The organism is Chitinophaga varians (assembly GCF_012641275.1).
GTDB lineage: Bacteria > Bacteroidota > Bacteroidia > Chitinophagales > Chitinophagaceae > Chitinophaga > Chitinophaga varians_A.
Genome location: NZ_JABAIA010000001.1, coordinates 1218090 through 1238604, shown reverse-complemented (window position 1 = coordinate 1238604; position 20515 = coordinate 1218090). Strand labels below are relative to the sequence as shown.

21 protein-coding genes are annotated in these 20515 nt (G+C 50.1%); 17 read left to right on the top strand and 4 right to left on the bottom strand.

Going from position 1 to position 20515, the window contains the following annotated elements:
• Nucleotide 1: 1 nt before the first annotated feature.
• Nucleotides 2–1480 (bottom strand): hypothetical protein, encoded by a 1479-nt coding sequence (locus HGH92_RS04995; protein ID WP_247654828.1) that lies wholly within the window; start codon nucleotides 1478–1480, stop codon nucleotides 2–4.
• Between the two features lie 229 nt (nucleotides 1481–1709).
• On the opposite strand from HGH92_RS04995, the gene leuC reads away from it, so the two are divergent.
• The 6 genes from leuC to HGH92_RS04965 all read left to right on the top strand — a co-directional run bounded on the left by leuC (nucleotide 1710) and on the right by HGH92_RS04965 (nucleotide 7631).
• Nucleotides 1710–3107: a 3-isopropylmalate dehydratase large subunit gene (gene leuC / locus HGH92_RS04990; RefSeq protein WP_168869648.1), complete on the top strand. Its 1398-nt coding sequence runs from the start codon at nucleotides 1710–1712 to the stop codon at nucleotides 3105–3107.
• Nucleotides 3108–3128: 21 nt separating this feature from the next.
• Complete coding sequence (locus HGH92_RS04985) at nucleotides 3129–3878, top strand: methyltransferase domain-containing protein (protein WP_168869647.1); 750 nt, start codon at nucleotides 3129–3131, stop codon at nucleotides 3876–3878.
• A 14-nt stretch (nucleotides 3879–3892) separates the two neighbouring features.
• Nucleotides 3893–4492: a 3-isopropylmalate dehydratase small subunit gene (leuD, locus tag HGH92_RS04980; RefSeq protein ID WP_168869646.1), complete on the top strand. Its 600-nt coding sequence runs from the start codon at nucleotides 3893–3895 to the stop codon at nucleotides 4490–4492.
• Between the two features lie 39 nt (nucleotides 4493–4531).
• Nucleotides 4532–5611, top strand: coding sequence for a 3-isopropylmalate dehydrogenase (gene leuB / locus HGH92_RS04975; protein ID WP_168869645.1), 1080 nt, complete (start codon nucleotides 4532–4534; stop codon nucleotides 5609–5611).
• A gap of 27 nt (nucleotides 5612–5638) precedes the next feature.
• A complete protein-coding gene (locus HGH92_RS04970; protein WP_168869644.1) occupies nucleotides 5639–7144 on the top strand; it encodes a 2-isopropylmalate synthase in 1506 nt (501 codons plus the stop codon).
• 124 nt (nucleotides 7145–7268) lie between these two features.
• A complete protein-coding gene (locus tag HGH92_RS04965; protein WP_168869643.1) occupies nucleotides 7269–7631 on the top strand; it encodes a hypothetical protein in 363 nt (120 codons plus the stop codon).
• A 67-nt stretch (nucleotides 7632–7698) separates the two neighbouring features.
• On the opposite strand, the gene HGH92_RS04960 is transcribed toward HGH92_RS04965, so the two are convergent.
• The gene (locus tag HGH92_RS04960) at nucleotides 7699–8376 is read right to left on the bottom strand and encodes a M15 family metallopeptidase (protein WP_168869642.1); all 678 of its coding nucleotides are present in this window, start codon (nucleotides 8374–8376) and stop codon (nucleotides 7699–7701) included.
• 145 nt (nucleotides 8377–8521) lie between these two features.
• Between HGH92_RS04960 and HGH92_RS04955 the strand changes: the two genes are divergently transcribed.
• The 11 genes from HGH92_RS04955 (at nucleotide 8522) to HGH92_RS04905 (ending at nucleotide 17680) form a co-directional block, all read left to right on the top strand.
• Nucleotides 8522–9304, top strand: coding sequence for an SDR family NAD(P)-dependent oxidoreductase (locus tag HGH92_RS04955; protein WP_247654827.1), 783 nt, complete (start codon nucleotides 8522–8524; stop codon nucleotides 9302–9304).
• Nucleotides 9305–9379: 75 nt separating this feature from the next.
• Nucleotides 9380–10135, top strand: coding sequence for a hypothetical protein (locus tag HGH92_RS04950; protein WP_168869641.1), 756 nt, complete (start codon nucleotides 9380–9382; stop codon nucleotides 10133–10135).
• A 24-nt stretch (nucleotides 10136–10159) separates the two neighbouring features.
• The gene (locus tag HGH92_RS04945) at nucleotides 10160–11011 is read left to right on the top strand and encodes a fumarylacetoacetate hydrolase family protein (protein ID WP_168869640.1); all 852 of its coding nucleotides are present in this window, start codon (nucleotides 10160–10162) and stop codon (nucleotides 11009–11011) included.
• 6 nt (nucleotides 11012–11017) lie between these two features.
• The gene (locus HGH92_RS04940) at nucleotides 11018–11347 is read left to right on the top strand and encodes an L-rhamnose mutarotase (protein ID WP_168869639.1); all 330 of its coding nucleotides are present in this window, start codon (nucleotides 11018–11020) and stop codon (nucleotides 11345–11347) included.
• Nucleotides 11348–11456: 109 nt separating this feature from the next.
• The gene (locus tag HGH92_RS04935) at nucleotides 11457–12284 is read left to right on the top strand and encodes an amidohydrolase family protein (RefSeq protein ID WP_168869638.1); all 828 of its coding nucleotides are present in this window, start codon (nucleotides 11457–11459) and stop codon (nucleotides 12282–12284) included.
• 23 nt (nucleotides 12285–12307) lie between these two features.
• Nucleotides 12308–13090, top strand: a complete 783-nt coding sequence (locus HGH92_RS04930) for an SDR family oxidoreductase (protein WP_168869637.1) — start codon at nucleotides 12308–12310, stop codon at nucleotides 13088–13090.
• A 57-nt stretch (nucleotides 13091–13147) separates the two neighbouring features.
• On the top strand, nucleotides 13148–14386 hold the full coding sequence (locus HGH92_RS04925) for a sugar MFS transporter (protein ID WP_168869636.1): 1239 nt from the start codon (nucleotides 13148–13150) through the stop codon (nucleotides 14384–14386).
• Between the two features lie 62 nt (nucleotides 14387–14448).
• Complete coding sequence (locus HGH92_RS04920) at nucleotides 14449–15225, top strand: MbnP family protein (protein ID WP_168869635.1); 777 nt, start codon at nucleotides 14449–14451, stop codon at nucleotides 15223–15225.
• Nucleotides 15226–15233: 8 nt separating this feature from the next.
• Entirely contained in the window at nucleotides 15234–16298 is a 1065-nt protein-coding gene (locus HGH92_RS04915; RefSeq protein WP_168869634.1) for a cytochrome-c peroxidase, read from the top strand.
• A gap of 70 nt (nucleotides 16299–16368) precedes the next feature.
• Nucleotides 16369–16674, top strand: coding sequence for an ArsR/SmtB family transcription factor (locus HGH92_RS04910; RefSeq protein WP_168869633.1), 306 nt, complete (start codon nucleotides 16369–16371; stop codon nucleotides 16672–16674).
• Between the two features lie 43 nt (nucleotides 16675–16717).
• Nucleotides 16718–17680: a zinc-binding dehydrogenase gene (locus tag HGH92_RS04905; RefSeq protein ID WP_168869632.1), complete on the top strand. Its 963-nt coding sequence runs from the start codon at nucleotides 16718–16720 to the stop codon at nucleotides 17678–17680.
• Between the two features lie 66 nt (nucleotides 17681–17746).
• On the opposite strand, the gene HGH92_RS04900 is transcribed toward HGH92_RS04905, so the two are convergent.
• Together HGH92_RS04900 and HGH92_RS04895 are read right to left on the bottom strand one after the other, a co-directional pair.
• Complete coding sequence (locus HGH92_RS04900) at nucleotides 17747–18319, bottom strand: DNA-3-methyladenine glycosylase I (RefSeq protein WP_168869631.1); 573 nt, start codon at nucleotides 18317–18319, stop codon at nucleotides 17747–17749.
• A complete protein-coding gene (locus tag HGH92_RS04895; RefSeq protein WP_168869630.1) occupies nucleotides 18307–20508 on the bottom strand; it encodes a DUF4954 family protein in 2202 nt (733 codons plus the stop codon). The genes HGH92_RS04900 and HGH92_RS04895 overlap by 13 nt, the downstream gene beginning before the upstream one ends.
• Between the last annotated feature and the right edge of the window lie 7 nt (nucleotides 20509–20515).

The following is a 20515-nucleotide window of genomic DNA, read 5'->3' as shown; positions in this document are numbered from 1 at the left end:
ATTAAATTCTTCTTTCTTTATTGATGAATTTCCGGTGAATGACTTCCTGCACAGGGATGTTCTCGATCTTGCTTTCGAGCCACGAGATAATGTCCAGGTAGAGGAAGGACCGGCGTTCGTAAGGGTCTTCGGAAATCTGTTCCAGTCTGTCTTTCAGGTCCACAAAGGCGCTGCGCAGCTCTTTGGGGTTGGCGTAAATATAACGGCGGAGGAACTTCATGATCGCTTCCATTACCAGTCCAAGGTCTTTGTGTTTGGAGATGAAGTGGTAAACGGATTTGATGAGATATTCCACCAGACTGTAATTTTCCAGTTCGTAGTGTGCAATGAGATGCAGTATACGGGCAAAACACTGAATATCGGCGCGCAGGTTGCCGATCTTCAGGTTGATGATTTTGTTGAGATAAAAAATCGCTTTGCTGTTATCGCCGCTACCGAAATAGAGGCAGGCGATTTTGTAATAAAACACCAGCACCCGGTGCTGGTCTATCTTCAGGGTGTGGTTGCTGATCTCAGACTCCAGCTCGGGCACCATGGCCAAACCCTGGCTGAAAGTGCCTTCCAGGAAATAGCGGTTGATCTTGGCGGTGTACAGGTATACGAACGCCGAAGTACGCGTGTTTTCGTGGAAACTTTCTTCGTTGGCCCGGATGAATGTTTCCAGGTCGCACAAGGCTGATTTGAATTTCTCGAAATTGGACGTATAAAAATGGGCTGTCAGCAGGTTGTGCTGTGCCTTGATGTACAGGTCCATATCGGTTTGTTGCAGCCTGGGGTATTGTTTGAACAGGTCTACCCATTTCTGGGTGTACCGGTAGTACATCACAAAGTCCTGTAAGATATAATAGTACCAGCAGGATGCCTGGTACAGGTATATTTTTTCATAGAAGCTCATCTGCGAAGCGTCGCGCTGTGGCAACTGGCCTTCAAAAAATGATTTCACCATGTCGGCGTCCCGCTCGTTGCGGGCATGGCCCAGCTTCAGGTACAGGCCGTACATGCGGAGGGAGAGGGTGCTCAGCCGGCTGATATGGGTAAGCTGATGTTCTATCTGCCGGGATTCGGAGCTGAGGGCTTCCGCCCGGTTCTCGAGGCTGCGGGTGATATGCCGCGATTCAATCAGCTTTTCAAACTCCACAATTTCGTAGCTCATCATCACCTCTTCCTGCTCCAGGGCCATGGTTTTGGCTTTGGCCAGCACTTTAAGGCTCTGGTTGTACAGTCCTTTATTATACAGCACCCGGGCATGGTCCAGCTGTTCCCGCAGGTCTATCAGCGGGTCTTTCTGTTTATAGAGCTGCCGCAGGCTCGAAAGGAGATGTTTGTACAGGTGTGCCTTTACGTTGGACAACTGCTGTTTTTTCAGGTCCGGCACTTTCTTCAGTATCTGCTCCTCGTCGTAGTCCTTCATTTTGTCCAGCGTATTGAACAATTGAATGAACAATACGTCGTCTTTGGTATTATTCTTATTAAATGCCAACTGAAAATTCCGCTTTTCGGCTTTAGTTAGCGTTTTTATTAATATGAATAAAGCATCACTTTGGCTGTTGGGCATCGTTAATAAATTCTTATAAGTAATTGATATACAAACAATTGTTGTATATCAACCTATTTTAAAAGTTGTAATTATAGCAAATTTAGCGATATGGCAATTAAATATTGCCCATTAGATTTGAAGGTATAAACAATTTAAAAGGAAAGCATTAAGGATGGGAAAAACGTTATTTGATAAGATCTGGGACAGCCATATCGTGATGAGTAAGCCGGAACATCCGGACGCTGTGTATATCAACACGCACTTTATCCATGAAGTAACGAGCCCGCAGGCATTCGACGGCCTTCGCAAACGTGGCATCCCGGTATTCCGCCCACAGAAGACCAGGGCTACCGCCGACCACAACGTACCTACGCTGGACCAGCACCTGCCGATCAAGGAGGCCCTGAGCCGCCACCAGGTGGAGATGCTCACCAAAAACACAGCGGAATTCGGGGTGGAGCTGTACGGTCTCGGTCATCCCTATCAGGGAATCGTACACGTGATCGGTCCGGAGCTGGGCATCACCCTGCCAGGCATGACCATCGTGTGCGGTGACAGCCATACCAGCACCCACGGTGCCTTCGGCGCCGTAGCCTTCGGTATCGGCACCTCCGAAGTGGAGCAGGTACTGGCCACCCAGTGTATCCTGCAATACAAGCCTAAACGCATGAAAATAGAGGTGAACGGCTCCCTGAAAAAAGGTGTGCTGTCTAAAGACATCATCCTCTACATCATCTCCAAAATATCCGCTTCCGGCGCTACCGGCTATTTCGTGGAATATGCCGGCGACGCTATCCGCAACCTCAGCATGGAAGCCCGTATGACCATCTGCAACATGAGCATCGAAATGGGCGCCCGCGGCGGCCTCATCGCTCCGGATGATATTACGTTCGACTATATTAAAGGACGCCAGTTCGCGCCACAGGGCGCCGACTGGGACAAAGCGCTCGCTTACTGGAAAACACTCTATTCCGATAACGACGCCCAGTTCGATAAAGTGCTCACCTTCGACGCTGCCGACATCGAACCTCAGATCACCTACGGCACCAACCCCGGCATGGGCATGGGCGTTACCCAGCATATCCCGGCACTGGACCAGGTGGAGGAAAAAGAAAGACCTTCTTTCAAAAAATCACTGGAATACATGGACCTGGAACCAGGCAGCGCGCTGCTCGGCAAAAAAATAGACTATGTGTTTATCGGTAGCTGCACCAACTCCCGTATCGAAGACCTCCGTCTGGTGGCCGACTACGTGAAAGGCAAACGCAAAGCCGATGATGTGGTGGTATGGATCGTGCCCGGCTCCAAACAGGTGGAGGCACAGGCCAAAGAAGAAGGTATCGACAAAGTGTTTGCAGCAGCTGGTTTCCAGCTCCGTGAACCTGGATGCTCCGCCTGCCTCGCCATGAACGAAGACAAAGTGCCTGCCGGCATGTATTGCATCTCTACGTCCAACCGCAACTTCGAAGGCCGCCAGGGCCCTAACGCCCGCACCTTCCTGGCCAGCCCGCTTACCGCTGCCGCTGCTGCTCTCACAGGCCGCGTGACAGACGTCAGAGACAATTTCTAACTATCAAAATTGCTAAACAATATGATTTGGGACGCCGACTTATATAAAACAAAACACGCCTTCGTGTTTGAATATGGCAACAGCCTGATCGGTGACTGGTTGCAACCACAGGCAGGGGAAACTGTCCTTGACCTGGGCTGCGGTACCGGAGAACTCACCGCCCAACTGGGGGCCACCGGCGCCCTGGTCACCGGTATCGATGCTTCGCCCGAAATGATTGCCACCGCAAGGCAGTCATTCCCGGAAGTGGCCTTTGAAGTGGGCGACGCTACCAATTTCTCGCTGCCGCAACAGTTTGATGCTGTTTTCTCCAACGCCACCCTGCACTGGGTACGGGAAAAAGAAAAGGCCATCAACCGAATGTACACGCATCTGAAGAAAGGCGGCCGCCTGGTCATCGAAATGGGAGGCAAAGGAAATGTGGACAGCATCCTGCGCACACTCGACAGGGTAATGCAGGCCAAAGGCTACCACTACGCACCTTTCTGGTATTTCCCTTCCCCCGGCGAATACGCTACCCTGCTGGAAAACGCCGGCTTCCGCGTGGAGAGGGTCCATTTCTTTGACCGTCCCACTAAACTGGCCGATCCTGAAAAAGGCATCGTCGATTGGCTGGAGATGTTCGGCAATCACTTCTTTGCCAACATTCCGGAAAATGATAAACAGGCTATCCTGCAACAGGTGCAGCAGGAGCTGCGCCCGCAGGTGACCCGCGACGGACAGCTCTATGCAGATTATGTGAGACTGCGCGTAGCCGCTACAAAAATCTAAATGACATTATTACTATGAGTAAAATATTTCAACATCTTGTTTCATCTGCGGTACCTGTGCCCATTGAAAATATTGATACTGACCAGATCATCCCGGCCCGCTTCCTGAAAGCTACCACCCGCGAAGGTTTTGGTGAAAATCTGTTCCGTGACTGGCGTTTCGATGCCAACAATCAGCCTAAAGCTGATTTTGTGCTCAACAATCCCCTGTACAGCGGTAAAATCCTGGTAGCCGGTAAAAACTTCGGCTGCGGCTCCTCCCGTGAGCACGCGGCATGGGCCATCGGCGACTACGGGTTTAAAGTGGTGGTGAGCAGCTTCTTCGCGGATATCTTCAAAAACAATGCGCTCAATAATTTCATCCTGCCGGTACAGGTCAGCGAAACCTTCCTCGACAAGGTGTTCAAAGCCATCGAAGCAGATCCGAAAGCGGAGCTGGAAGTAGACCTGGAAAACCAGTTTATCCGTATCGTGGCCAGCGGCGAACAGGAAAGCTTCGATATCAATGCTTACAAAAAAACATGTCTGCGTAATGGTTACGATGATATCGACTATCTCCTGAGCCTCCGTCAGGACATCGAAAAATACGAAGGCACACGGTCATTTAATTTCTAACAATCACTAAAACAACAACATAAAAAAGCAATATCCTGTATGGGCGTAGAGAAGAAAATACTGGTAATACCCGGCGACGGCATAGGCCAGGAGGTAACCACCTGGGGACAGAAAGTACTGACTGCAATAGCTGCCAACTATCACCACCAATTCACGTTTGAAGAAGGTATCATGGGCCACGTAGCCATCGAAGCTACCGGCGACCCGCTGCCTGAAGAAACGCTGCAGAAGGCTAAAAACAGCGATGCTATCCTGTTTGGCGCCATAGGCCACGCGAAATATGACAACGATCCCACGCTGAAGGTAAGACCAGAGCAGGGGCTGTTGAAGATCCGCAAGGAACTGGGCCTGTACGCTAACCTACGCCCTATCAAACTGTTTGATGAACTGCTGGAAGCTTCCAGCATCAAACCGGAAATTCTCCGCGGCTCAGATATCCTCTTCTTCCGCGAGCTCACCGGCGACGTGTACTTCGGCGAAAAGAAAAGAACAGAAGACCGCAACACTGCTTCCGATCTGATGATCTATCATCGTTATGAAGTGGAGCGCATCGCACGTAAAGCATACGAGGCTGCCCGCTCCCGCCGCAAAAAGCTCTGCTCAGTGGACAAAGCCAACGTACTCGAGGCCAGCCGCCTGTGGAGAGAAGTGATGCAGGAAGTAGCAAAAGAATATCCCGACGTGGAAACAGAACATATGTTCATTGACAACGCCGCCATGCAGCTGATCAAAGACCCGAAACGTTTTGACGTGGTGGTAACAGGTAACCTCTTCGGTGATATCCTCACAGACGAGGCTTCCCAGATCGCCGGTTCTATGGGTATGCTGGCTTCTGCATCCGTAGGGGACACCGTAGGTTTCTATGAGCCTATCCACGGCTCTGCACATGATATCGCCGGTAAAGGCATCGCCAACCCGCTGGCGTCCATCCTGTCTGCCGCCCTTATGCTGGACATTTCCTTCGGCCTCAAAACCGAATCACAACGCGTGATCAAAGCAGTGGAAGCTACGCTCCGCCAGGGCTACAGGACCATGGACATCGCCAACAAACATACCGAGAACGAATTCATCATGGGTACAGATGCCATGGGCGCCAAAGTGTTGGAAAACCTGAACTAATTTCTTCATCGAAAATATTACACTATCATGGATAAAAATCGTGTATACGTCTTTGATACCACCCTGCGTGATGGCGAACAGGTCCCTGGTTGCCAGCTGACTACTGTCGAAAAAATTATTGTAGCTAAAAAACTCGAAGCGCTCGGTGTAGATATCATTGAAGCCGGCTTCCCTATCTCCAGCCCCGGTGATTTCCAGAGCGTGGTGGAAATATCCAAAGCAGTAACAGAGCCTGTTATCTGCGCCCTCACCCGTGCCAATACCACCGATATCGACGCTGCTGCGGAAGCCCTCCGTTTCGCTAAACGCAAGCGTATCCATACCGGTATCGGTTCTTCGGATATCCATATCAAACATAAATTCAACAGCACCCGCGAACAGATCGTGGAGCGCGCGTTTGCCGCCGTAAAATACGCCCGCAAATTCACGGACGACGTGGAGTTTTTTGCGGAAGATGCCGGTCGCGCAGATAACGCATTTCTCGCACAGATGATCGAAGCGGTGATCGCTGCCGGTGCCACCACCGTCAACATCCCCGACACCAACGGCTACTGCCTGCCCGACCAATACGGCGCTAAAATCAAATACCTGACAGAACACGTTTCCAATATCGATAAAGCCATTATCTCCGTTCACTGCCACAACGACCTCGGTCTGGCCACTGCCAACACCATCGCCGGTGTTATGAACGGTGCCCGCCAGGTGGAATGTACGATCAACGGTATCGGTGAACGCGCCGGTAACACTTCCCTCGAAGAAGTGGCCATGATCCTGAAAACACACCACGGACTGGGTTATCATACCAATATCAACTCTAAAGGCATCTACGAAATCAGCACGCTGGTGGAGAAAATGATGCGTATGCCGGTACAGGCCAACAAGGCTATCGTAGGCCGCAACGCTTTCGCGCACAGCTCCGGTATCCACCAGGATGGTGTGCTGAAACACCGCGAGAACTACGAAATCCTCAACCCGGAAGACGTAGGCATCAACTCCAACGCCATTATCCTCACCGCCCGCAGCGGCCGCCATGCCCTCAAGCATCACCTCGAGCGCCTCGGCTACAAAATGGATAAAATCAACCTCGACGAAGTGTACCAACGTTTCCTCGAAATGGCCGACAACAAAAAGGAAATCAACGACGCCGACCTGCTGCAGCTGATGGGCGATGGTGACAGCAAAAACTATGGCGACAAAGCCATTAAAGTGACCTTGTTGCAAGTAGTATGCGGTGATCCGCTGCGCCCGATGGCTACCGTGAAACTGCGTATCAACGGGGAAGACCGTGAAGCCAGTGCTGCCGGTAATGGCCCGGTAAACGCCACTATCAACGCTATTCACGCCATCATTAAAGATGATATTGAACTGGATGAATTCAGCATCCAGGCCATGCATGGCGGCAGCGAAGATGTAAGTAAAGTAAATATGCGTGTGAAACACAACGGCCAGTCCTTCTACGGTTTCGGTTACTCTACCGATATCGTGAATGCCTCTGTGCATGCCTATGTAGACGCGCTTAATAAGATATACTAACTATTGCCAACAGAACGTATAACGGAGTTGCGGTGAACAACCCGCAACTCCGTTTTTTTTGTGTAGCATGGTTTTTGTTGACTGCGTTCACACAAATCAACTAGAGTCATTTAAACTACACAGTATGAAATTTAACCATGTCTTGTTGGGCATTGTATGCCTTGCTGCGGCTGCATGTCACAAAACCACCTGCACATCGGAGAACTATCCTCCGATAAAAGCTTCCCGCGTAGAAGGGACCGCTGACAGTATCCGGTTTAACCTGAGTTATTATACCTCCCGTTGCGAGCGTTTTTCCGGATTTAAAGAATTTGATTCCGCCGGTGTTCATGTGGTGTACATCAAAAGTTTCTTCGAGTCATGCGATTGTACAGACACGCTTCAAAGAACAGAACGGCCATTTGCAGTTAAAACGCCGGGCCCCGGTACCCACTACTACAAATGGGGACCATACAATGGCGCTATTGATACCGTCGTGATACACTAGAAAGATATCGGACATAAAAAAGAGTTGCGGTAACTGGCCCGCAACTCTTTTTTTTGTTGTACATATCTTAAAACAAAATATCCATCAGCGGATATTTTTTATAATCCGGGAGATAAAAATGCCACCATTCCGTGCGGGAGCCTTTAAAACCGTATTGTTTCATGGTGTCGCGCAGCAGTTTGCGGTTAGCCGTTACTGTTGGATCGGAGGGGACGTAGTTCTCATGCGCTTTTTGGGTGAAATCATCGAAGTCCGTAGGCATGGCCACGGGCTTTCCTGTTTTAAGGTCGGCCATGGACAGGTCTATCGCTACGCCGCGGTTATGTCCTGAACCTTTGCGCGGATCGGCGGCATAGAGGTCGTTGGGCACAATTTTAAACATCTCCTCAGTAACCCGGTAGGGGCGGTAGGCGTCGTATATCAGGAGGGTATATCCTTTTTTGTTCAGCGCTGACTGTACGGCTTTCAGCTTCTCGGCCGCAGGCCGGCGCAGGAAGATCTTTGTGTGGGTATATAATCGCTGATGGGTGAAGTTATTGGTGGTGGCATACCGCACATCTTTGCGGATATGGGGGATGAACGTCTCCAGGTCCACCAGCTGCTGACTGCTGTCCTTTTTTACCAGTTGGGCATACTGTTCAGTGCTGCCTACTATCAGCAGGCCGTATTTATTGGGTTTGATCTGCTGTGCGCCGGCATATTGTAAAAGGCTCCCTAACAGGGCTGTCAACATCAGTTTTCTCATGGGCTTAAATAATAAAAAGTCGTTCATTTGCTCCGGAAATTATTGAATTTTGCGAAAATTAGGCAAGAAAGTATGAAATACAGTGAAAATACAATTGTAAATCGCTTGGTAAAATAGGTATTTTAGAACCCTTAAATTTTTTAATATGGAGCTGTTCAGATTAGATCACAAAGTGGCGGTTATCACCGGTGGTGGTAGCGGCATAGGACAGGCGATCGCAAAAAGCTTTGGCGCCCAGGGTGCAAGGGTGCATATTATCGAGCTGAATGAAGAAGGGGGCCGGAGCACGGCAGAAGAAATCAGGGCGGCAGGCGGACAGGCGGAAGTACATGCCTGCAACGTGGCCGACCAGGCAGCGGTGATCAACGTGATGGACAGCATTGTGCAGCAGGCCGGTAAACTGGACATCCTGGTAAACTGCGCCGGCATTGCGCATGTGGGCAATCTGGAAAATACCGCCGAAACGGATTTCGACCGGGTATACCAGGTAAATGTGAAAGGCACCTATAACTGTATGTACGCAGTTATTAAACAAATGAAAGCACAGGGCGGCGGCGTGATACTTAATATCGCCTCCATCGCTTCCAGCGTGGGCATTCCGGACAGGTTCGCCTATTCCATGAGCAAAGGCGCGGTACTCACCATGACGCTGTCTGCTGCCAAAGATTACCTCGGCAGCAATATCCGTTGCAACTGCATCTCTCCGGCAAGGGTACACACGCCATTTGTGGATGGCTTCATCGCTAAAAACTATCCCGGCAAAGAAGCCGAAATGTTTGAGAAACTGAGCAAAACCCAGCCTATTGGCCGTATGGCCAAGCCGGTGGAAGTAGGGCACCTGGCCCTGTACCTCTGCTCCGACGAGGCTGGTTTTATTACCGGATGCGACTACCCGATTGACGGCGGTTTTATCAGGTTAAATAATTAATAGATTGAATGTGATGAATATTGCTGAAGGTTATTATCTTTCAATCTATTCATTCATCAATCATTAATAACGATTATGCAACATTTTCGTGTATGGCTGGCAGGGCTGGCAGTATTGGCCTTTACCGCCTGTAATTCGGGGACCGGAAAAAAGAACAACGGCACCGATACGGCTGCCGCACTGGTGCCTGCTACTCCGGCAGGTTCAGTGGAAGTGGCTATTACGGGCAAGGATAAAGACACCCAGCAGATCACCATTAAGTTTCAGATAAAAGATCTGAAAAAAGAAAAATCATTTGAACAGGCCGTCCTGAAAGACGCGCCCGATGCGGAACTGTTTAAAGTCCTGTGGGACGAGCCCAACAGCGCCTACATCGGCGTACTGAAGCCTAATCATGCGGTAAGGTATTACCATGCCAGCCAGGATGATAAGGGAGACCTGAAGATACTGTGGGCCACTGCCCCGCCGAAACGTATCTGGGAATACATGGAAAACACCATGGGCCTGGGTAAAGTGTCTGCTTCCGCTGAACTGACTAAAAAGTACAGCAAAAATATGCAGTCAGGCATGATCATCGCCGACTTCATTGTTGAAATCAGACCGGACAACACACCCGACAGCGTAGAGCTGTACGTGGAATTCGGCGGCGTACGCAAAAGCATGTACATCGGCATCCCTGCAGGCTATCAGCCTACCATCCAGCAAACATCAGATGCTGACCATGTGTACTTCTCACTGGTAAAAGACGGCAAGGCGGAACCATTCATCGACCTGAAAGTGGAAAACGGCCACCTACAGGTGAAAACACTGAAAGAAATCAAAAAAGACTAAAGGATAACAATAAAAAATATTGAAATGAAACTGATCAGGTTTGGTTTACCGGGACAAGAAAAGCCGGGCATTGTTACAGCAGCAGGCATGTTTGACGTCAGCGCTTTTGGTGAAGATTTTGGCGAACAGTTCCTGGCTTCCAACGGCCTCGAACGCCTGTCCCAATGGTGGGAACAAAAAGGCGCTTCCTGTCCGCAGGTGCCTGCCGGCACCCGTTTGGGCGCGCCGTTCCAACGGCCTTCCAAAATTGTGTGCATCGGTCTGAACTACGCTGACCACGCCCGCGAAACCAATGCGCCGATCCCGACAGAACCAATCGTGTTCTTTAAAAGCACTACCGCACTGGTAGGCCCCAACGACGACCTGGTGATTCCGCGCAACAGCGAAAAAACCGACTGGGAAGTGGAGCTGGCCGTGGTAATCGGCAAAAAAGCCTCCTATGTTGAAGAAAAAGACGCGATGGACTATGTGGCCGGCTACTGCCTGCACAACGACTACAGCGAGCGCGCCTTCCAGCTGGAAAGAAACGGTCAGTGGGTGAAAGGAAAAAGCTGCGACACCTTCGCTCCGATGGGCCCCTGGCTGGCTACCAAAGATGAAATCAAAGACGTGAACAGTCTGCGTTTATGGCTTACCGTTAACGGCCAGAAAATGCAGGACGGCAACACTTCCAACTTCATCTTCAATGTTGCGTACGTAGTGTCTTACCTGAGCCAGTTCATGACACTGCTCCCCGGCGATGTGATCTCCACCGGTACACCGGCAGGCGTAGGCCTCGGCATGAACCCGCAGGTTTACCTGAAACCAGGTGACGTAGTGGAACTGGGCATCGATGGCCTGGGCACTTCCAAACAATCAGTAGTGGCCTATAAATAACCGCATATGAAACGTTATTGCCTGGCACTGGACCTGGTCAACGAACCGCAGCTGATAGCCGAATATGAAGACTATCACCGCAACGTATGGCCGGAAATCAAAAAAAGCATTACCGACAGCGGCATCCAAAATATGGAAATATACCGTGCCGGCAACCGCTTGTTTATGATCATGGAAGTGAACGATACTTTCTCTTTTGACACCAAAGGCGCCATGGACGCTGCCAATCCTAAAGTACAGGAATGGGAACAGCTCATGTGGAAATACCAGCAGGCATTGCCGGTAGCGAAGCCCGGAGAGAAATGGATCATCATGGATAAGATTTTCTCACTGTAATATTTTGTTATTCAGGAATTTGATCATTTGGATTTTCCTGAATGATCAGGTTCCTGAATAACTAAACAGCTCAATAAATAACCAAGTAACAAAATATCTAAATAATCAAATGGTTATTGACGCACATCAGCATTTCTGGCAGTATGATCCCGTCCGCGACGCCTGGATAGACGATTCCATGCAGGTCATCCGGAGGGACTTTTTCCCGGAACACCTGGAACCGATACTGGCTTCCAATGGCGTACACGGCTGTGTGGCAGTTCAGGCCGACCAGTCGGAAAACGAAACCGCTTTCCTGCTGGACCTGGCAGATAAACATCCGTTCATCAAAGGCGTGGTAGGCTGGACAGACCTGCGCAGTCCCAATGTACGGGAACGGCTGGCCGCTTATACCGCCCACCCCAAACTGAAAGGTTTCCGGCATATTGTGCAGGGAGAGCCTGACAACAATTTCCTGCTTGGAGAGGCTTTCTGCAACGGCATCGCCGCGTTGGCTGAATTCGGCTTCACCTACGACATACTCGTATATCCGAAACAGTTAGCCGCCACGGCTGCTTTCGTGGAAAAATTCCCGGACCACCGCTTCGTGATCGATCACGTGGCGAAGCCGGATTTCAAAACCGGCGCGCTGGACGAATGGGCCGCCTATATGCGTCGCATCGCCCAGGCACCCAATGTATACTGTAAGCTCAGCGGACTGGTAACAGAGGCCGACTGGCAGCACTGGCAACAGGAACACTTCGAACCGTTCCTTGATGTGGTGCTGGAATGCTTCGGTCCCAACCGGCTCATGTTTGGCTCCGACTGGCCCGTTTGCCTGCTGGCAGCGGAATACGCCCAGGTGAAAAACATCATTGTCAGCTACATCGGCAAACTGTCAACAGCAGAACAAAACAACATAATGGGAGGCAACGCCATCTCATTTTATCATCTATAAAAAACAAGTACAACACCACGCATATGGATTTAGGATTACAGGGAAAAGTGATTATTGTTACCGGCGGTGCCAAAGGTATTGGAGAAGGTATTGCAAAACTGGTAGCAGCGGAAGGAGGCATTGTCGTAATTGCCGGCAGAAATGAAGCAGATAACAGCAAAACCGTCAACGAGATCATCGGGGCGGGTGGTCAGGCTTATGGTATCCGGGCCGAGCTGTCTAACGTGGACGACTGCCGCAAAGTGATCGCTGAAACCATAGAAAAATACGGGAAAATTGACGGCCTGGTGAACAACGCCGGCGCTAATGACGGTGTAGGACTGGAAAGCGGTAGCCCGGAACGTTTTATGCAATCGCTGCAAAACAACCTGTCCCACTACTACAACCTGGCCCATTTTGCGCTGCCATACCTCAAAACCACCAAAGGCAATATTGTGAATATCGGCTCCAAAGTAGCTACTACCGGTCAGGGCAACACCTCCGGTTATGCAGCTTCCAAAGGCGCCATCAATGCGCTTACCCGCGAATGGGCAGTAGAGCTGCTGCCATATTCTGTGCGTGTCAATACGGTCATCCCGGCCGAAGTATGGACACCGCTGTACGAAACCTGGATCAATTCTTTGCCCAATCCAAAGGAAAAACTGGCTTCCATCACCGCCAAAATTCCTTTTGAGCACAGAATGACCACCTCCGAAGAGATCGCCAACACCACCGTGTTCCTGCTGTCTCCCCGTTCATCACATACAACCGGACAGATATTATTCGTAGACGGAGGTTATACACACCTCGACAGGTCCATCAGCTGAGCATTTGCCGACTAAACTGATACATTACACTTTTACCTGAAAACAAAACTCTTCGTTATGGCCGGAGGCGCAGTAAGTAATTCCACCTATACCAGCAGCCCCTCGAGCGGGAAACAGGCTGGCAACTACCTTTTCCCGTTTATACTGGTGACCAGTCTTTTCTTTTTATGGGGCCTCGCATACGGCCTGCTGGACGTGCTGAACAAACACTTCCAGGAAGTGCTGAACATTACGCCTAAACGCTCGACGCTGTTACAGGGCGCTTACTTCGGCGCTTATTTTATCATGGCTTTGCCCGCCGGCATGTTCATGAACAGGTTCGGCTATAAGAAAGGCATTATTATGGGACTGCTGCTGTATGCAGCGGGGGCCTTCCTTTTTTATCCGTCAGCCCGGGCACTTAATTTTGATTTCTTCCTGCTGTCATTGTTTATTCTGGCCTGTGGGCTGGCGTGCCTGGAAACGGCTGCTAATCCATATGTGACTGTACTGGGACCAAAAGAATCTTCCGAGCAGCGATTGAACCTGTCGCAGTGTTTCAATGGGCTGGGTTCCTTCCTGGGCCCGGTGATCGGCGGCGCGCTCTTTTTTGGCAGCGGAAAAGATGATCTGACCACCGTACAGCTTACCTATATCGTGATTGGCGTAGTAGTGCTGATGATCGCTGGTTTCTTCTACCGTACCAAACTGCCGGAAATCAAAGAGGCCGAGGCGGAAGGAGAAGCGGTATTAAAAGATGAAAGGCCCCTGTTTGCCCATAAACATTTTGTAGGCGGCGTGGTGGCGCAGTTCTTTTATGTGGCGGCACAAGTGGGCGTAGGCGCTTTGTTTATCAATTATGCCACCGAATACTGGCAGGGAACGTCCAACGAAAAAGCGGCCTATCTGCTGTCTGCTGGCATGGTGTTGTTCCTGGCTGGCCGTTTCGTAGGCACTGCTCTGATGCGTAAAATCGCTCCCAACAAACTGCTGGCAATTTATGCGTTTGTCAACGTGCTGCTATGCGCCTTTGTGATGACAGGCAGCGGCGCAGCTTCCGTATATGCGCTGATAGCAGTATTTTTCTTCATGTCTATCATGTTCCCGACCATCTTCGCTCTGGGAGTAAAAGATCTGGGAAAACATACTAAAAAAGGTGCTTCTTTTATCGTGATGTCTATCGTGGGCGGGGCATCTGTTCCTTACCTGATGGGCGTGGTGACAGAAAAGTATTCTACCGCCATTTCCTATGGTATCCCAATGCTTTGTTTCGTAGTAGTGTTCTACTATGGCTGGCGGGGATACAAGAGAAGCTAGGCCCTTTTTAATCCTTTAATCCGCAAAATCATCGTATCTTCCTGATCACAAAAAGGAATACCATGATCTTGCGGATTTTTACTTCCTATATCTTCCGTTGTGTCCTGATATGCCTGCCTGTCCTATGGCTCTGCGGATGCGCAAAAAAAGATAAACCCTCTGACCCGCCACCGGTATTCTATACCCGGTTGTCGCTGGACATCTCCCATGAAATGAATGGCAGCCCGCTGGTCAGGAATACCAGCACTTATTCCAATCCTTTAGGAGAGAAGTTCATTATCACCAAATTCCGTTATTACCTCAGCAATTTCGCACTGGTGGATGACGCCGGGAAAACCGTCCCGCTGGCATCGGCCTACTTCCTGATAGATGACGCGGTGGACTCCACCAAACGCCTGGTGCTTGATAGTGTGCCGGTGGGCAATTTTACGGCGGTCCGTTTCCTGATAGGAGTAGACAGCGCCCGTAATAACAGCGGCGTACAGTCCGGTGCTTTAGCCCCGGAAAACGGTATGTTCTGGACCTGGAACAGCGGTTACATCATGGCCAAAATGGAAGGCACCTCCGATGCCGCAACAACGCCCATGCAGGGATTCGAGTGGCATGTGGGCGGATTCAAAGAGCCTTATAACGTACTGCGAACGGTGCAACTGCCGTTAAGCTTCAGGGTGATACCGTTCATGGCCGCCATACCGCATTTTAGCATGGTGGCCAGTGTAGATAAATGGTTCACGCCCAACGAGGCCAGCTTCGCCAAGACTGCGATTATCATGGGCCCGGGCGCTGCGGCAGTTAACATCGCCAACAATTATCAACAGATGTTCTCTATTAAAAACTGATACCGCGCATGCGTCATAAAGCGTTATATATCGCTGCTGCCTTCGGGACACTGCTCCTCTTCGCCCATGCCTGTAAAAAGGAAAATAAGGGCGGAACGGGTGGTTTCCGGACAGACCCGTTGACGCTGTCCCTGCCACCGGGATTCCCGGAACCGGTATACAATTTCTCCAACAACCCGCTGACCAAACAGGGCGTAGCACTGGGACGCTTTATTTTTTACGATTACCGTCTCTCCAAAGACAGCACTGTGTCCTGTGGATTTTGCCATCAGCAGTTCGCCGCCTTCGGACATTTTGACCACGCACTGAGCCACGGCGTAGGCGGACAACAAGGCACCCGTTCGGTGCCGGTGCTTTTCAACATGATCTGGCAGAAAGCGTTTATGTGGGACGGTGGGGTAAACAACCTGGAAATACAACCACTGACGCCGCTCACCGATCACAAGGAAATGGGCGTGGACCTGCAGGAACTGTTGAAAAAAATGCAGGGCGATCCGAAGTACCGGCAGCAGTTCAGCGCAGCCTTCGGTACAGAGGAAGTCACCAGTGAACGGATGTTCAAAGCCATTACACAGTTTGTTGGCACCATGATTTCCGGTAACTCCCGTTATGACAGCATCATCCGCAAGGTGCCGGGAGCAGCCTTCTCGCCCGACGAAGCCGCCGGTTATACGCTGTACCAGCAGAAGTGCGCGGCCTGCCATAAAGAGCCGCTGTTTACGGACCTCAGCTATCGCAGCAACGGTCTGCCTTACCTCCCCGCACTCAACGATGTGGGCCGCATGAAGATCACCGGAAATACCGCCGATTATCTCAAATTTAAAGTGCCCTCCCTGCGGAATATCCTGAAAAGCTCTCCCTATATGCACGACGGACGCTACTTCGATATCTTCCAGGTATTCGACTTCTATGATCATGGCGTAAAGGACACCGTTACCACCGACGCCCTGGTAAGGAAAGGCCTTTCGCTGACAGACCAGCAAAAGCGCCAGCTGTACCTGTTCCTGAATACCCTCACCGACTATACGCTGATCAACAATAAAGATCTCTCTGAGGTGTTGATAGCGCCATAAAAACAGCTAAAATCATCAAGACCATAAATTTAAATTTCGGGATTTCGGAAAATCCCGATATGTTTGTGCCATGGAATTGATGTTGGTTTTAAAGGCGCTCAGTAATGAAACAAGGGTAAACATACTCATTTGGCTCAAGCAGCCTCGTCTCCACTTTCCTGCTGAAGAATTACTGGACTACGATGAAAATCTGGGCGTTTGTGTAAGCGACATTACCCAAAAGGCCGGTTTATCTCCATCCACAACATCAGACTACCTGAGCTTACTGCAAAAATGCGGACTTATTGAAGCTACCCGCGTAGGCCAGTGGACATACTACAAACGCAATGAGACAGCGATGGACACGCTGAAAAAATTAATCCAGAAAACATTCTGATTTTTTTATTTAAACATTTCGAAATTTAGCGAAATATCGAATTATGAAAGCAGTTGTAATCAACAATTATGGGGGACCGGAAGTCTTGCAGTTAAAGGAAGTAACCACTCCTTCCATAACAGATCATTCCCAGGTGCTGGTGAAGGTAAGGGCCACTTCGGTCAATCCGCTCGATTACCAGGTAAGGAGAGGGGATTACGCCTCACTCTTCGATTTGCCCCTGATAACCGGTCACGATATTGCAGGCGAGGTGGTAGCTGTAGGTAAAGCCGTGAAAACATGGCGACCCGGGGATAAAGTCTATTACTCCCCACGTTTTGGTGGCCCCGGCAGTTATGCTGAGTATCATCTCACAGATGAATCCTCGTTGTCGGGAATGCCGGCTAATCTTAGCTATGAAGAAGCTGCTGCTGTTCCGCTTATCGGCGGAACGGTATGGGAAATGCTGATGGTACGGGCTAAACTAAAAAAAGGGGATACTATTCTCATTCCCGGCGGCGCCGGTGGCATCGGAACACTGGCCATACAGGTGGCTAAATCACTGGGGGCATTTGTGTATACGACCGGGCAGGACATTTTACAGGAGCAACTGCGGCAGCTTGGGGCGGACGTGGTCATCGATCATCATAAAAAAAACTACTTGGAAGAGGTCCAGGCTTACACCAAAGGAAAAGGAGTGGACGTGATAATCGATACAGTAGGAGGCCACACGCTCTCAGACAGTCCACATGCCTTGGCCAGCTATGGCAACATTGTAACGCTGGTGGATATTGCCTTGCCGCAAAACCTTATCCATGCCTGGGAGAAAAATGCCACCTATCATTTTGTTTTTACCAGGCAAAGCAGGGACGAGCTTCATCATATTACCGGCTTAATTGAAGCCGGACAGGTAAAGCCGGTAATAGACAGTGTGTATCCGATTGAAGATGTTAAGAGCGCTCATCAAAGAATGGAAGACGCAAAGCGGGACAGGCCTCTGTTGGGTAAAATTGTACTGTCATTATAAACAGTCTGTATGCAGAAAGAGAGTGCCTTTGGGGGCACCCTCTTTCATAATGTATTCTAGGGAAGTTTATCCCTTTGATCTTTTATAGCAGTCTGCTATGTGATCATTCACCATGCCTGTGGCCTGCATATAGGCGTAACAGATAGTAGACCCTACGAACTTGAACCCGCGTTTCAGCAGGTCCTTGCTCATAGCGTCGGAGATGGCGGTTTTAGCCGGTACTTCCTGTAGTGATTTAAAATTATTGACAATGGGTTTGTGATTGACAAAAGACCAGATATACTTGTCGAAAGTGCCGAATTCCTTTTGCACGGCCAGGAAGGCTTTGGCATTGGTAACCACGGCGTTGACCTTCAGTTTGTTGCGGATGATCCCTTCGTTTTCCAGCAGTTTGGAGATTTTTTTATCATCGTACCTGGCTATTTTTTTCGCATCCCAGTTATCAAAAGCTTTGCGGTAGTTTTCTCTTTTGGTCAGCACGGTATACCAGCTAAGGCCGGCTTGTGCGCCTTCGAGGCAAAGCATTTCAAACAGGTGCTGATCGTCATGATTGGGCGTTCCCCATTCATGGTCATGATAGTCTTTATACAATTGATCTTTGAGGCTCCAGCCGCATCTGGTTTTTTCTACAGTTCCCATTCATTGATGATTTTTCTGACCCGGTTTTTATATTCGCCCAGTTCATTCAATGTCTCGTTGATGAAGGCATTGTCTTCGAGGCTGCCTACCACTACGTTCATCTCGCTGGCGTTTTCGTAGGCCAGTTGGCGGAAAGGGTTTTTATAATCTTTTTCCCTTGAATGGCGGATGTTGTGTGCTATCCATTCCATCGTACGGGTTGAGTCTTCCAGCCATTCTGCGAGTAATGCAGGGGTAAAGTTTTTCAAAGGTACTTCTTTTATTTCCAGCATGCTGGCAACGGCGTGCTGTAGTTTATCGGAAGCATATTCTTTACCAATTTCGATGTACTGTTCGTGCAGTTGCGGCCAGCTGGCGATTTTGTTTTTCCGGATTTTTTGTTTGAGCAGGTTGACAGTTTCCGCTTTCATCAATTGTCCGCCGATGTTGTGCCATTCGCCGCGTTTGGCTGTTTTGACGGCGGCCTGCAAAGCGAGGAATGACGGTTTGTTGGCGGCAATGATATTTTTCATGCCATAGAAAACGATCAGTTCGCGGAAGAGGGCGTAGGCTTTGTGTACTTTCAGCAGCTGCACCTGGCGGGAGCTGTTTTCCATACCGCCGGCCAGTACCGTCAAACGGGCAACTTCCTCGGGTTGCTGCAGTAACAGCTCTTTTCCTTTTTTACGTAGGTCCTTCTCCGTTAGTTCCTTTTTAGGCGTGTTCTCTGGCAGTGCGTACCAGGCCTTGCCCACGGCAGCTTCCATGATGGCCAGCCCCTGGAACATTTCTTCTACGGAGTCAGGTGCGAGGTAATCGTATTCTATCAGCTGTGTTTTATCGGTGCGTTTGTCGCGGTCCACATACTTCCAGGAATTGCGGGCAATGGCGTACATGTTGTGCATAAACCAATAGCCGGGCATGATCTTCAGCCGGTTGTCATGCTCATCGTTCAGTACCAGGCAGAAAGGGATATTGATATGCAGTTCAGACATATAATTGCCCTTGGAGATGAGCGTGAAGCTGGCGAATTTGGAATTGTGTTTCAGGCTTACGCACAGCCCCGGCCAGAACCCTCTGCCGGCGATTATTTCACCGTCAGCGCCGCGGGAATTGTGGTTGGACCCGATGGTGGCGCCGGCGGCCATATTGCTTTGGCCCATGACAAGCGCGGCACAGAGGAACGAGTTGTTATGATGCTGTTCATGTGCGGGAAATATCAGGGAGTTGAGCACTTCGCAGCAGGAGATGGTCGCGTTATTGCCGAGGTATGAATTGATCAGACGGGCGCCGTATTTCAGTTGTGAATGGGAGGCCATCACAAAACGCACGGCTTTTACACCGTAGAACACGCGGCAGCCATAGCCGATGATGCCATTCACCAGTTCGCACCCTTCCCCGATCTGGGAAGCAGCTTCGCTGCTACTGTTGATGGTGAGGTTTTTCAGCTTGTTGGCGCCTTTAAGGTAGGCATCGGTACCGATGGTCACGTCTTTAATGATCTTACAGTTTTTGATCACGCAACGATCGCCTACCATGCCATAGTAACCGCGGCGTTTATCGAACTGTTTTTCGGTGAAGGCCTTGAACTGTTGTTGCAGCTGCTGGTCGTCACGGGAGCGTGTCCAGAGATAGGCGTCGCCTGGCAGCATGCCGTCGAAGGGCATAACGCTGCGACCGCCGTTTTCGTTGCAGAGCTCCAGTTGTATACGGCCGCTCTCTGATTCACCTTCTTTTAAAATGCCGTTCCCAAACTTGGCATAGTCGGTAGTGGCCATCTCGTTGACATTGGCAACAATTACTTCGTTGCCCAGGATATAATGAGAGAGGTAATTGACATTATGTACTACCACGTTGTCACCGAAGTCGCAGGCGCAGATGGTGCTGTTGTACAGTCCTACCGGCAGCCGGAGGTTATGGAACTCGAGGTAATATGGTTCCAGTTTACCGATGCGCACCATGCCAAAGAAATGGCAGTGCTGCACCAGCTGCGGATTAAATTCGTTGGACACAAAAATATTGTTCCAGTCGTCTGAACTGTTATCATTGCGCACGAGGGATTCCACCTCATGCGCCAGCAATCTTCTGTATTCGCCTTGCCGGCTCCATTGCTCATTACGCAGGTAGTATTCGTCTTTTCCCTTGGGTAGCGGGGACTCAATAAAATTGTACCCCAGTTCGGATAGTGGTTTCTTTTTGATATTGTTCATGGATAAG

Bases quoted from the DNA above. Each gene is read 5' to 3' on its own strand.
- leuC (WP_168869648.1), top strand. From the start codon at position 1,710: ATGGGAAAAACGTTATTTGATAAGATCTGGGACAGCCATATCGTGATG.
- HGH92_RS04985 (WP_168869647.1), top strand. From the start codon at position 3,129: ATGATTTGGGACGCCGACTTATATAAAACAAAACACGCCTTCGTGTTT.
- leuD (WP_168869646.1), top strand. From the start codon at position 3,893: ATGAGTAAAATATTTCAACATCTTGTTTCATCTGCGGTACCTGTGCCC.
- leuB (WP_168869645.1), top strand. From the start codon at position 4,532: ATGGGCGTAGAGAAGAAAATACTGGTAATACCCGGCGACGGCATAGGC.
- HGH92_RS04970 (WP_168869644.1), top strand. From the start codon at position 5,639: ATGGATAAAAATCGTGTATACGTCTTTGATACCACCCTGCGTGATGGC.
- HGH92_RS04965 (WP_168869643.1), top strand. From the start codon at position 7,269: ATGAAATTTAACCATGTCTTGTTGGGCATTGTATGCCTTGCTGCGGCT.
- HGH92_RS04960 (WP_168869642.1), bottom strand. From the start codon at position 8,376: ATGAGAAAACTGATGTTGACAGCCCTGTTAGGGAGCCTTTTACAATAT.
- HGH92_RS04955 (WP_247654827.1), top strand. From the start codon at position 8,522: ATGGAGCTGTTCAGATTAGATCACAAAGTGGCGGTTATCACCGGTGGT.
- HGH92_RS04950 (WP_168869641.1), top strand. From the start codon at position 9,380: ATGCAACATTTTCGTGTATGGCTGGCAGGGCTGGCAGTATTGGCCTTT.
- HGH92_RS04945 (WP_168869640.1), top strand. From the start codon at position 10,160: ATGAAACTGATCAGGTTTGGTTTACCGGGACAAGAAAAGCCGGGCATT.
- HGH92_RS04940 (WP_168869639.1), top strand. From the start codon at position 11,018: ATGAAACGTTATTGCCTGGCACTGGACCTGGTCAACGAACCGCAGCTG.
- HGH92_RS04935 (WP_168869638.1), top strand. From the start codon at position 11,457: ATGGTTATTGACGCACATCAGCATTTCTGGCAGTATGATCCCGTCCGC.
- HGH92_RS04930 (WP_168869637.1), top strand. From the start codon at position 12,308: ATGGATTTAGGATTACAGGGAAAAGTGATTATTGTTACCGGCGGTGCC.
- HGH92_RS04925 (WP_168869636.1), top strand. From the start codon at position 13,148: ATGGCCGGAGGCGCAGTAAGTAATTCCACCTATACCAGCAGCCCCTCG.
- HGH92_RS04920 (WP_168869635.1), top strand. From the start codon at position 14,449: ATGATCTTGCGGATTTTTACTTCCTATATCTTCCGTTGTGTCCTGATA.
- HGH92_RS04915 (WP_168869634.1), top strand. From the start codon at position 15,234: ATGCGTCATAAAGCGTTATATATCGCTGCTGCCTTCGGGACACTGCTC.
- HGH92_RS04910 (WP_168869633.1), top strand. From the start codon at position 16,369: ATGGAATTGATGTTGGTTTTAAAGGCGCTCAGTAATGAAACAAGGGTA.
- HGH92_RS04905 (WP_168869632.1), top strand. From the start codon at position 16,718: ATGAAAGCAGTTGTAATCAACAATTATGGGGGACCGGAAGTCTTGCAG.
- HGH92_RS04900 (WP_168869631.1), bottom strand. From the start codon at position 18,319: ATGGGAACTGTAGAAAAAACCAGATGCGGCTGGAGCCTCAAAGATCAA.
- HGH92_RS04895 (WP_168869630.1), bottom strand. From the start codon at position 20,508: ATGAACAATATCAAAAAGAAACCACTATCCGAACTGGGGTACAATTTT.